The organism is Gottfriedia sp. NPDC056225, from assembly GCF_042267765.1.
Taxonomy (GTDB): domain Bacteria; phylum Bacillota; class Bacilli; order Bacillales; family Bacillaceae_G; genus Gottfriedia.
Map to the genome: position 1 here is coordinate 1 of NZ_JBHJTJ010000071.1, position 11,730 is coordinate 11,730.

The window sequence follows — 11,730 nt, forward strand, 5'->3', positions numbered from 1 at the left end:
ATATGTAATAAATTCTCTTCATTAAAAGCACTCCTTATTATTTAAAAATTTCCATTAGCTTCCATTACTAAATGATTTGATGAAACTTTAATAAATAATTTTCTATTAAACTCACTCATACAAATAGCCTTTTACAACATATAATTGAACGTTTAACTATTTATTAAAGCTAAATCATCTTAGAAACCATCCTAGAGAGGAGTAAACTACATGTTGTTAGAATGGTCTAGTATTGCTTTAACTGCTCTACTTTCATCATATGTTATCATAATTGCAAATAGAAAAAAGAATAGACTTTCTTGTACTGCCGGGAAGATGATTAGTATGACTAATTCAATGATGACAAGTGTAACAATTGGAACGATTTGTGGGATTTTATACCGTGATACAGATTTAACGATTCCTACAATTATTTCAATATGTGTTGGAATTTTAATAGGGTATTTAACGGGAAAACCATTATCTTTAATGGCTGTATTAGAAGGTATAACAGCAGGTATAATGGGTGGAATGATGGGAGCAATGCTTGGAATTATGCTTCAGGAAACATATTTAAATATATTAATCTATTTTATAGATGTTGTTTTTGTTTTAATCACGATTTTACTTATTAAAGTGATTGATCAAGAAATAAGTAAATTTAATGAAAACGAAAAATCTGCTCAATCTATTTAAACAACAAAGCCTACCTTTAATAAAAAGGTAGGCTTCTGCGCTGTTGTAAATAGAACTTGTCACTTAATCAACTATATTTTCAATGTAAAGGAAGCAGTATGTGGTTGTTTTCCACTACAGGATTCTCGCTTTCCATGGGGCGAGATTCTTGAGCCTCCTCGGCCGTGCGCCTGCGGGGTCTCAGCCTTCCCGCATCTCCCATAGGAGTCGAGAACCCCTCCGTTCCAATCAACTACTTCAATTTTAAAAAGTGTGTAGTAAAAACCTTTTTAACCCCCTTTAGTTAGAAAAAATAGAAATTAAATGTTCCGCTATTTTGCTAATATACTTAAATTTCCTGTTTATAAACTAATAAATGAATTCTTTAAACAATTAGCATCTTAGGTAAGTATATTCTGAAAAAGAGTCATTACAAAAGTTTGTTGGAATTCTTAAACAAATTAAAAACATCATTAACAGAAATTTGCCTTCAAACAAATCATTTAGTTACATTTTAACTATTGACAATTTTATATTTTAAAACTTTAAAAACCTACCTTCAATAATAGGTAGGCTTCACATTTTTCATATTAAATTTTCTCTAAATGGCTTGTATCACAAAGTAATTTGAACTCTATATTCTTATCTTGATTAACATGTATAATCGTTAAACTTGTTCCATGTACATAAGGTATATCCCATAATTTTTCAGTTGGTGATTGTTTTAAATAAGCTACAATCGTCGCTAATACAACAGCGTGAGTAACGATTAAAACGTTTCCTTCCTCATTTGAGTTGACTATCTTTTGAATAACATCCCCCACTCTGTTTCTTAAGTCTTCTAAACTTTCACCTCGATGTGGAGCATGGTCATACAAATGAGGAGAACTCCATAGCGATTCAAACTCATTTTTAAATTGCTCATTTATTTCTATTTTCGTTTTCCCTTCCCAATCACCGAAATTAATTTCTTTCAAATCATCCTCTTGAATAAGTTGGATAGATCGGTCACTCGTTAAAATATTTGCTGTTGTTACTGCACGTTTGCTCGAACTTGTGTAAATTTTACTAAACTTTACTTCTGATAGCTCTTTACCTAATAATTTTGCATCTCTAATCCCATTGGAAGTAAGATTGGAGTCCTTTGAACCTTGGAGTCGATTTTCAATATTCCACTCTGTTTCACCATGTCTTGTTAAATAGATTGTTAACAAATTAAAACTCCTAACTGTATTTTAGTAATTATTTATTTGTATGTTTTTCTTCTCATCGCTTACTAATATACCAGCAATTAAGTTAAGTAAAACTTTAGTAATTATAGGTTTATGCACTATATAATCTCTTTATAGAAATTCAAATTAATCTATTAATAGAATAAGTTTTTTACATAAGCAAAAAATAATTGAAAAATCTTATTTATAAACTGTCAACATACTGTTTAGCTTCTAATAATATTCCAAATACATTTCTAGCTTCTCTAACTGCTTTAATTATCTCACCATCTTGTTTAAGTTTACGCAATTCATCATTTATTGGGTGTTTTAGGCACTTTAACTTGAGTAGCGACCTGGTCAAACTTTCTGCTTATATACTTCAATCGCTTTTCTAGTGCGTTTAACCTATTGGTAATACTAAGCATAAAAATTATGAATAACAAACCGATGAATAAATACTCCATCTTTTTTCCCCCTGAAGATTTCTCTAATTTAAAAGGTATTCAAGTTAGATGAATTCTTTCTTATCCGATCCTGTCATTTAGTTAATAAAATCAATCTATTTAGTAGATCAATTATTTAAGATAAATATCATTGATCTGTGATTTCTATTTTCAGCACTACAAATTAACTTAATGTTGAGACTTTTTTAGTAAAAAGTTTTACTTCATTTAAAAACTTTTCCTTCTCTTCTAAAAATGGATAATGATTACTTTCATTAAATAGAACGAATCTAGAATTTTTAATTCCTTCAGCTATTTCTTCCGAGTATTCAATTGGACATTGTACATCATACTTTCCACAAATGATTAAAGTCGGACAGCTGATTAGTGAAAGTTTTTTTGTGACATCATATATTTGATATTCCGTATTAAAGTAATTTAAGCGAATTGAACACATTTTTTTAGAGATTGGTAGATTGAAAAATTCATTGTATCGTTCTGGTTTATGTAAAGATAATTTTGTCCGCTCAATCGAAAGATTTACTCTTTCTTCATTAGATAGTTCACTGCCTTTTAGTTTTTCAATGAGCTCTTGCATTTTACTATACCTAGGATGAGCTTTGTTATAAATACAGTCTTTTGAAAACGTTGCATAGTCTCTCGCTGCAGCACCAACAATCATATTAGATGTTAATGAGTTTGAGAAATAAATTCCATAAATAATTCCAAGCATCCCACCAGTAGAATGTCCAGCAAAACTCCAGGAAGTATAGCCTAGTGATTCCCTAATTTCTTCTAAATCAAAAATTGTTTCCAACATACTTAATTCATGTGGAAAATGTGCTTTTTCTGAATTACCTGTTTCTCGTAAATTTATTAAGTATACTTTAAATAATTTAGTAAAAGAATTTGCAAAATAATCTCCTGAATCATTAAACTCAGAATAATGGTGAGTTACACATAATGGTTCGCCTTCACCTTTGCTAAATACTTCAAAAACCCCTCTTTTAGTGTTAATAAGCTTTCGTTCCCATTTCTCCATATAAAATACCTCTACTTTTTGATTTACAATCATGCAGTTATCTTTTGACGGAGTAATACCAAACTTCTTCTTCTCCAAAAAAGACTCCGTTTGGATTAAATCCGTACTGTTTATATAAATTCATCGCTGATTTATTATCTTTATGAACTGTTAATCGAATTTCATTGCATTGAGGATGTTTATTTTTAATCCAGTTTACCATTTCAGCAAACGCAAATTTTCCATAGCCTTTACGTTGATGTTTTTTATCTATTAAAAAACCATTGATCCAAAAACTATTCGTCGTATTCTCTTCAAAGGCATGCATAATAAATCCAACCATTTTTTGATCATCATAGATTGCAAATGGGATATATTCTACATCTTCACCATCAGGTTTTATATAAATCTTTGCGAGTGATACAGCAACTGAAGGGACATAATTTAATTGGTTTCTGGAAACCCCAAGTTTAATTGCTTTTTCCCAATTTTCTCTTGTTACGATTTCTAAACGTATATTCATTATTTGCCTCCTTGAATATCTACAATAATTCGATTCTTTAGTAAAAACTCATCACCTTATATCATATCATTTTTTTCATTATATTCAGAAAAATAAATTATTACGGTAATTGAAATTTCCAAAAGAAGAACGCATATTATTCTTTCTTTTGGTAATACCAACCTTGATAAGTAATTTTTCTAATTTAATAAGTCACCCTTATTTATTACGTAAATATGAAAGGATAATATAAAATGAAAAAAAGTTTAATTACCACTTCGATCCTATCTGCATTTGTAATTGGCTCTTTGGCAGGTATTAGTTTTAGTAAAGCTGAATTTGAACGAAGCACACAAGAGCATAATGTTATGTCCACAAATTGGTTTCAGACCTCTGCTGAAAATAAGGCATTGCAAATTCAAATTTATAATCAAGCAAAAGAAGAACTTGCCGAGACAATGGTTAAAAGGAAAGCAAGTGATAAATTAAATAATAATGCTAAACCTGCTGCTGTCGTTTTAGACATTGATGAGACTGTACTCGATAACTCCCCTGATACTGCCTGGTCAATTAAAAATAATACGTCTTACCCCCAAGGATGGGATGAATGGATCCACCTAGCAAAAGCTGAGTTAATACCAGGTGCCAAAGACTTTTTATTAACTGCAAAAAAAATGAATGTTGATATTTTTTATCTTACAAATCGGCCTGAAAAAACACGCAATGACACAATAAGAAATATGAAATTTCATGACTTACCTAACGTCGATAATAAACATTTGTACTTTAAAACTGATACTGCCCAAAAAGGTCCAAGACAGGCAGAAATTGCAAAAACTCATGATATTGTTATGTTAATCGGAGATAATTCAAATGATTTATCTGATATTTTTTATAAAGCGGATTTAAAAACTAGAAAAGAAAATGTTGATAAAATCGCTAAAGATTTAGGAATTAAATATATACAACTTCCAAATCCAATGTATGGTGATTGGGAAGATGCAATTTATCAATACAAACCGTCAAAAACAGAAGATGAAAAAGCAGCAGATCGCTATAAAACCTTACAACCCATGAAATAATACTGAATCAGGTTAGATAAGATAGATTTTTCTTATCTGACCTTTTTTATTGTGCCTTTCAAATTTCTACATACACAAACTCTGAGATTATTCATTAAACTATGATCCTTCATAATTAGTAAAATCTGTTATTTTCCGCTAATAAAGATTTCAATAATTAAAAATCAATTAAACCCATTAATAAAATCTTATTTAAAATGACTCAATAGTTAGCAGGAAAAACCTAATACAGTAGGGAATTTATTTAAAAAAACAATTATTTTGTCGAAATCTTAAATTTTTTCTACAAAAAACATTGATTCCAGTTACTTATCGAAAGACTGCTATGGGGATATCATTTTCTTCCGATTATGAAGAGTTCGCTCTAGGCAATGATCCACTTTAATTATGAATCGTATTTGAATCAAATGAAATCAGGGAGATGTGACAAATGTTAGAGGTAGGAAATTTAAAGGAATCCGAACAAACCATTTTTACTCATTCAGGTCCAATCATCCAAACGATTGATCGAAATATCGAGATTATTAGTCGACAGGATGAACCGCTCATCGTTTTACTTGGAAATGTTTTAAGTGATGATGAATGTGATGAGCTAATTAGCCATGCGAAATTTCGCATGAAACGGTCAAAAATTGGATTATCTCACGAAGAAAATAACATGCGAACGAGCAGTGGCATGTTTTTCGATGAAAGTGAAACTGAACTGATCAAACGAGTTGAAAAACGAATCGAAACTATAATGAATATTCCAATCGAACATGCAGAACCTTTACAAATTCTTCATTATGAACCTGGGCAACAGTATAAGCCGCATTTCGATTACTTTTCCAATCACCGAACGAATAATAATAGAATTAGTACGCTTATTCTCTATTTAAATGATGTAGAAGAAGGCGGCGAAACAATTTTTCCTTCTCTTAACTATTCGGTTACAGCAAAAAAAGGCACAGCTTTATACTTTGAATATTTTTATCAGGATGAAACGATTAATGAACTAACACTACATGCGGGTAACCCTGTTATTAGCGGAGAAAAATGGGTTGCTACACAATGGATCAGACGACAACGCGTTCGTTAATTCACTATCATTCTTAATCTATGATGAATATATGGAAAATTACGACTGGATATTTCTGACAATTCTAATAATAATAAATTTTCAAGATTACTTAACGATTTCTAAAAAATGAACCTATAATAAAAACGCATGGTGAAATATCCATGCGTTTTATCTATATTTCATTAGTTTTCTAAGTCTACTTCATTGAAAAAACTACTATTCACTTTAACATATTCATCTTGTTCTTCAACATATGGCATATGTGCACTCTTCTCAAATACGTGAAACTTAGCATTTGGAGTTAGTGTACTGAAGTATTTTGTAGATTCAGGAGTTGCTTCATCAAATCGTCCACAAGTATACATTGTTGGTACATGTATGTCTTGTAATTGTGAAGTACAGTCAAAACTCTTTAAGTTTCCAGTTACATGAAACTCTGATGGCCCCCACATTATATTGTAAACTTCTGAATTTCTGTAATGTCTTCCCTCTTTTAGAAATTCTGGATATGGGTCTAATCTGCAAACAAAATGCTTATTAAAAATGGAAGTTGCTTCCTTGTATTCTTCTGATTCTGTTGTTCCATTCTCTTCACAGCTTTTTAAAGTTTCTTGTACCTCAAGTGGAAGTAGCTTTCGATTACGATCCTGATCTTCCGCCCATAATGGCGCACTTAAGCAAGGACTTGAAAAGACTATGCTCTTGACTCCTACTGGTGTCGATAAATAATAAGCTGCAGCTAAAGTCGTTCCCCATGAATGGCCGAGAATATGAAACTCATCAAGTGAAAGTCCTTCCCGGATTTGCCCTAATTCTTCCACAAATCTATCTATATTCCATAATGAAGTGTCTGTTGGACGCTCAGATTTTCCACAGCCTAACTGGTCATAAAAAATAACTGGGCGATCTTCTGCTAATATATCTAGACCTTGCATTGAATAATGCGATGAACCAGGCCCACCATGTAAAACAATTACAGGTGTATTTTTAGAATCAATGTTATGAATCTGATACCATACTTTCCCACCAATTACTTCAATAAATCCTTCTTTTACAGTCATCTATTTCTCCCCTTTTTAAGTATTAATAATAGATTTCGATGTTTTTTCATAGACGCCTAACTAACATGAAAAGAAAAGAACAGATCAACAGAATAAAAAATACATTGATCTCTATTTCACATCCTAGACAGTTTTATGTATTTCCATTTATTATTTATCTGAATTTTATCATATTTTCTATTTTTTCCAAATTTAAATCGTCAAACTTTGCAATAGATTTTTTTAATATCTACTACTCTTTTTTTAATGAATCTGTATATTTTTTCAAAACAGCTATATATAAAGAAGTCGGCTTTGTCATGAATTTTTCTTGAAAGAAATAATATAAGAAAGAAACTAATCTATAAGCCAATGGGGGCGATTTAATTGGCATATGTTGAACTTGATTCACACACAAAGCTCTATTATGAAGATCATGGAGAAGGTCAAACTGTCCTATTTGTTCACGGAGTTATGATGAGTAGTAAGTTCTTTCATAAACAAGTACCGTATTTTAGTAAAAATTATCGAGTTATTACATTAGATTTAAGAGCACATGGAAAATCTTCAAAAGTACAATATGGTCATACAGTTGCACAGTATGCTAAAGATTTAAAATGCTTTATCGAAAAATTAGATTTAAAAGATGTAATATTAGTAGGCTGGTCAATGGGTGCTTTTGTGTTGTGGGATTATGTGAATCAATTCGGAACTAAAAATATTAAAGCTTTAACAGTAGTTGATCAATCTGCATCTGATTATATTTGGCCTGATTGGGAGTTTGGAGCATTTGATTTTACGATATTAAAAAATGTCATGCAATCGATTCAAGAAGATCAAAACCAATTTAATAGCGATTTTATATATGGTATGTTTATGGATCAACCTAATCCAAAGGAGCATAAATGGATTTTAAAGGAAATGAATAAGTTACCTGCAGCAATTGCAAGCACAATAGTCTTTAATCAAACTGCAGTAGATTATCGTGATACACTTTGTAACGTAGATATACCTACGTTAATTTGCTTCGGCAGTCATGGATTCTTCCCATTAGAGGCTGGTGAATTTATCCAATCAAGAATTAAAGGTTCTAAATTCGTTCCATTTTATAATAGTAGTCATCTCTTATTCTTAGAAGAAACAGATAAGTTCAATCAAGAACTAGACGAATTCTTTAAAGAGCTAAGAAAAACAGGAAAAAAGAAATCAAATTCTAGAAAAAAAGCAACAAAAAAAGCTGGAAACTAAATCAGTACAGGGAGGGCAGGATTTAGTAGGTTATAAAAATCCCCTACTATACCTGCTCTTCTATCCTCATTTAAACCAGCCTTTTTCTTTCGATTGTTTAATAGCTTCAATTCTATTTTTCACTTCTAATTTGTCTAAAATCATAGAAATATAATTTCTTACGGTACCAGTTTTCAAGCTTAATTCATCTGCAATTTCTTGTGTATTTTTACCATCGGCTACAAGTTCTAAAACTTCTTTTTCACGATCAGTCAACGGATTCTCTTCTGCATAAACATCATCCATTAATTCAGGAGCATAAATTCTCTTTCCTGAAATGATGCTTCTAATTGAGCTTGCTAACTCTTCACTTGGGCTATCCTTTAGTAAATATCCCTTTACGCCTGCTTTTAATGCTCTTTGGAAATAACCAGACCTTGCGAAAGTTGTGAGGATCATGACTTTACAATCGAATGCTTTTAATTCTTCTGCTGCTTCAAGGCCCGTTTTACTTGGCATTTCGATATCCATAATGCAAATATCCGGTTGTAATTGCTTAACAAGTTTTACTGCTTCTTCTCCGTTTGAGGCTTGACCTATTACTTCCATATCATCTTCTAAGTTAAGTAAAGAACCAAGCGCTCCTAAAAGCATTCGTTGGTCTTCGGCGATAACAATCCTAATCATTTTAGTCCTCCACTTCAATTTGTTTTACATCTATTGGAACTCTCATAATTAATGTCATCCCATTTTCACAGTTAACATCTAGTGTTCCATTCACAAATTCGAGTCGTTCTTTCATACCGATTAATCCATAGCCTGTCGTAAATTTTTCAATAGAAGTACATCCAACCCCATTATCCATAACAGAGAAGATAATTTCATTTTTCATTTGTTTAATCGAAATTCTACATAGTGTAGCACTACTATGCTTTACAACATTTGTTACAGCTTCCTTTAAGCACATACTGACTATATTCTCTGTTAATAAAGAAACATTTGTTAGTTGAAGTGTATCATTACACTCGAATGTAATTTCCGCTGCGAGCAAAAATTGTTTAATTCTTATTAGCTCATCCTTAATTCGAATTCCACGCATTTGAGAAACAATTTTTCGAACTTCATTTAAGGCCGTTCTGGCAGTTTGCTGTACATCTTTTAATTCATTTTGAGCCAGTTCTGGATCTTTCGTAACTAACTTTCTTGCTAAGTCACTTTTTAAGCCTATCAGGGAAAGTTTTTGACCTAGTGTATCATGTAAATCTCGTGCAATTCTTTGTCTCTCTTCTAATTTCACAAGATCTGAAATACGTTTATTAGCATCTACAAGCTTTTCTTCTAATTGCCCTCTTTCATTCCGGCTATATAGACTAAAAGGTAATAAGATTACACTGATCCAAGTTACGATTATAAATGGCAACTGCCTAATTAATAATTCTTCTTGAAGAATTATTGTAATGTTAATCGAAATAGTCGTTATGACTAAATGAAGGATATATAAAGTTAAAAAAGTAACTCGACTTTTCTTCTTTCCAATCATGTAAGCTATAAAAAAAGCAAAATATACATAACTAAAAAGTATATTCATTGAAAAGGAAATGACAATTAATATGGATGACCAAAGATAGATCGACCAACCTTGTGATATGTATGCCAATCGGTAAATAATTAAAAATGAGATCGTTAATAAAATTCCTACTACAATTCTTAAGGTAGAATGTGCCGAAAGAAAAATAAAATAAAATGGTGAAATTCCTAGAACTGTCCAAATGTATGGCGAAATTCCAGTACTTTTTAAGAAAACTAAATATCTTTTAAACATAGATTAACCTCTTTATTCAGACGTATTATGTCATTCTTTAACAATCTTATCACATTTAGACAAAGTTAATCTTTAAATTGTAAATTGAATACATCGAAAGTTCAGACAGTGTCTGAACTTTCGCGGTTTACTTTATAAATTGTTTTAAGATCTTTAAATCTTACAAACTGCTTTGTATTTTCATCCCAAAGTCGGAATTTTAAAGAAGTAAAACTTGTTTTTAGTGTAATTGTTGGCACATTTTGTAATGGAAGTGTATTATTGTGAACTTCCTCTAAATTGTAATTCGGTACTCTAGGACTCAAATGATGAACATGGTGGTATCCAATATTACCAGTCAGCCATTGCAATATTTTTGGGAGTTTATAAAAAGAGCTTCCCTCAACTGCAGCTTTTACATATTCCCAATTATTGTCTTCTTCAAAATAAGAGTCTTCAAATTGATGCTGCACGTAGAAAAGCCAAATTCCTAATACTGCTGATACGAAAAAGATCGGCCCTTCCACTAACAAATAATTTTCCCAACCAATTTGCCAGCAAAACAATGCAGAAATACCAACAATTAAAATATTCGTTAAATACGTATTTAATCTTTCTTTTAATTTTGCATTTTTTGCATTAAAGCGATTTGAAATTAGCACGATATAAATCGGCCCTAAACCAAACATGATTAGTGGATTACGATATAAACGGTATTGCAACTTTGTCCAGAACGGAGCAGCAACATATTCATCTACTGTTAAAACCCACATATCACCAATTCCGCGCTTATCTAAATTACCACTTGTTGCATGGTGAATTGAATGACTATGCTTCCACTGACTAAATGGAAATAGCGTTACAACACCTGTAATCGTCCCAAGAACTTTATTTGCGGTTTTATTCTTAAAAAACGATTGATGACAACAATCATGGAATATTATAAAAACCCTTACTAAGAATAATGCTGCAAAAACATCAATAACGATCGTTAGTACTACTGAAACAGAGATACTTTTAAAAGCAATAAACCATAAAAATAAAAATGGGATAAATGTATTGATCATTTGCCAAATACTAGCTTTTAAATTTGATTTTTCATAAGGCATAATTTGTTTACGTAAACTCTTTTGATTTTCTTTTGACATTTAGAAGTTCCTTCCATATGTTGGTGACTAAACTTTATTATATTATCCTAATTATATAAGTTAATCTTGCGGGTGGTAGTAGCAGGCGTCATGTAGAATTAATGACAAATGTCATATTGAATAAACCGTTTACTTTCAATATAATTTCTACCAAAACATAATAGTTAGAATGGTTAATTTTTCATTTTATATTACATTTTTTTTATAAAAAAAAAGTAATACCCGAATAGTATTACTTCATGCTTGTACAAAGTCCCAAAATATATGTTTTTTTACCTTTCTGCGACAATTTTATTTTTTTTAATTTTGCCAAAAGGTTTAAAATAAGTAATAAATGTCATAAATGCTAAACAGCTAATGTTAAATAATCCCGTTATAATGATTGAAAGCCAAGTTGATTCGAATTTACTTTCTTTAAGAGCAGCAATCCCGGTATGTTCTGCGGCCTTAACTAAGTATGAAAACCAGTCATTTAAAAAGAAGATACCAAGAAATATAACTAAAATAGATAAAGTTAGTTTAATAACCACCCAATAAT

The 11,730-nt window shown here is 31.0% G+C and carries 11 protein-coding genes and 1 pseudogene; 4 read left to right on the plus strand and 8 right to left on the minus strand.

Going from position 1 to position 11,730, the window contains the following annotated elements; translation table 11 throughout:
• Positions 1 to 210: 210 nt before the first annotated feature.
• Positions 211 to 675 carry a hypothetical protein gene (locus ACFCYN_RS23395; RefSeq protein ID WP_375952163.1) on the plus strand — a complete coding sequence of 155 codons (465 nt, stop codon included), beginning with the start codon at positions 211 to 213 and terminating at the stop codon, positions 673 to 675.
• A gap of 569 nt (positions 676 to 1,244) precedes the next feature.
• On the opposite strand, the gene ACFCYN_RS23400 is transcribed toward ACFCYN_RS23395, so the two are convergent.
• The 3 genes from ACFCYN_RS23400 to ACFCYN_RS23410 all read right to left on the minus strand — a co-directional run bounded on the left by ACFCYN_RS23400 (position 1,245) and on the right by ACFCYN_RS23410 (position 3,855).
• Positions 1,245 to 1,868, minus strand: coding sequence for a histidine phosphatase family protein (locus ACFCYN_RS23400; RefSeq protein ID WP_375952166.1), 624 nt, complete (start codon positions 1,866 to 1,868; stop codon positions 1,245 to 1,247).
• A 627-nt stretch (positions 1,869 to 2,495) separates the two neighbouring features.
• On the minus strand, positions 2,496 to 3,353 hold the full coding sequence (locus ACFCYN_RS23405) for an alpha/beta fold hydrolase (RefSeq protein ID WP_375952186.1): 858 nt from the start codon (positions 3,351 to 3,353) through the stop codon (positions 2,496 to 2,498).
• Positions 3,354 to 3,390: 37 nt separating this feature from the next.
• Positions 3,391 to 3,855: a GNAT family N-acetyltransferase gene (locus ACFCYN_RS23410; RefSeq protein ID WP_172444446.1), complete on the minus strand. Its 465-nt coding sequence runs from the start codon at positions 3,853 to 3,855 to the stop codon at positions 3,391 to 3,393.
• Positions 3,856 to 4,088: 233 nt separating this feature from the next.
• Between ACFCYN_RS23410 and ACFCYN_RS23415 the strand changes: the two genes are divergently transcribed.
• Both ACFCYN_RS23415 and ACFCYN_RS23420 read left to right on the plus strand, forming a co-directional pair.
• Positions 4,089 to 4,916, plus strand: a complete 828-nt coding sequence (locus ACFCYN_RS23415; protein WP_375952170.1) for a 5'-nucleotidase, lipoprotein e(P4) family — start codon at positions 4,089 to 4,091, stop codon at positions 4,914 to 4,916.
• Positions 4,917 to 5,346: 430 nt separating this feature from the next.
• Positions 5,347 to 5,994 (plus strand): 2OG-Fe(II) oxygenase, encoded by a 648-nt coding sequence (locus ACFCYN_RS23420; protein ID WP_375952173.1) that lies wholly within the window; start codon positions 5,347 to 5,349, stop codon positions 5,992 to 5,994.
• 164 nt (positions 5,995 to 6,158) lie between these two features.
• On the opposite strand, the gene ACFCYN_RS23425 is transcribed toward ACFCYN_RS23420, so the two are convergent.
• Positions 6,159 to 7,037, minus strand: coding sequence for a proline iminopeptidase-family hydrolase (locus tag ACFCYN_RS23425; RefSeq protein WP_375952176.1), 879 nt, complete (start codon positions 7,035 to 7,037; stop codon positions 6,159 to 6,161).
• Positions 7,038 to 7,403: 366 nt separating this feature from the next.
• Between ACFCYN_RS23425 and ACFCYN_RS23430 the strand changes: the two genes are divergently transcribed.
• Complete coding sequence (locus ACFCYN_RS23430; protein ID WP_375952179.1) at positions 7,404 to 8,264, plus strand: alpha/beta fold hydrolase; 861 nt, start codon at positions 7,404 to 7,406, stop codon at positions 8,262 to 8,264.
• A 66-nt stretch (positions 8,265 to 8,330) separates the two neighbouring features.
• Here ACFCYN_RS23430 and ACFCYN_RS23435 read toward each other — a convergent pair whose 3' ends face one another.
• The 4 genes and pseudogenes from ACFCYN_RS23435 to ACFCYN_RS23450 all read right to left on the minus strand — a co-directional run.
• A complete protein-coding gene (locus ACFCYN_RS23435; protein ID WP_172444441.1) occupies positions 8,331 to 8,930 on the minus strand; it encodes a response regulator transcription factor in 600 nt (199 codons plus the stop codon).
• Between the two features lies 1 nt (position 8,931).
• Positions 8,932 to 10,065 (minus strand): sensor histidine kinase, encoded by a 1,134-nt coding sequence (locus tag ACFCYN_RS23440; RefSeq protein WP_172444440.1) that lies wholly within the window; start codon positions 10,063 to 10,065, stop codon positions 8,932 to 8,934.
• A gap of 101 nt (positions 10,066 to 10,166) precedes the next feature.
• Complete coding sequence (gene desA, locus ACFCYN_RS23445) at positions 10,167 to 11,192, minus strand: Delta(5) desaturase DesA (protein ID WP_375952183.1); 1,026 nt, start codon at positions 11,190 to 11,192, stop codon at positions 10,167 to 10,169.
• Between the two features lie 272 nt (positions 11,193 to 11,464).
• Positions 11,465 to 11,730: pseudogene (locus ACFCYN_RS23450) on the minus strand (hypothetical protein); the annotation flags it as partial.

Bases quoted from the DNA above. Each gene is read 5' to 3' on its own strand.
- ACFCYN_RS23435 (WP_172444441.1), bottom strand. From the start codon at position 8,930: ATGATTAGGATTGTTATCGCCGAAGACCAACGAATGCTTTTAGGAGCG.
- ACFCYN_RS23410 (WP_172444446.1), bottom strand. From the start codon at position 3,855: ATGAATATACGTTTAGAAATCGTAACAAGAGAAAATTGGGAAAAAGCA.
- ACFCYN_RS23440 (WP_172444440.1), bottom strand. From the start codon at position 10,065: ATGTTTAAAAGATATTTAGTTTTCTTAAAAAGTACTGGAATTTCGCCA.
- ACFCYN_RS23425 (WP_375952176.1), bottom strand. From the start codon at position 7,037: ATGACTGTAAAAGAAGGATTTATTGAAGTAATTGGTGGGAAAGTATGG.
- desA (WP_375952183.1), bottom strand. From the start codon at position 11,192: ATGTCAAAAGAAAATCAAAAGAGTTTACGTAAACAAATTATGCCTTAT.
- ACFCYN_RS23395 (WP_375952163.1), top strand. From the start codon at position 211: ATGTTGTTAGAATGGTCTAGTATTGCTTTAACTGCTCTACTTTCATCA.
- ACFCYN_RS23415 (WP_375952170.1), top strand. From the start codon at position 4,089: ATGAAAAAAAGTTTAATTACCACTTCGATCCTATCTGCATTTGTAATT.
- ACFCYN_RS23405 (WP_375952186.1), bottom strand. From the start codon at position 3,353: ATGGAGAAATGGGAACGAAAGCTTATTAACACTAAAAGAGGGGTTTTT.
- ACFCYN_RS23420 (WP_375952173.1), top strand. From the start codon at position 5,347: ATGTTAGAGGTAGGAAATTTAAAGGAATCCGAACAAACCATTTTTACT.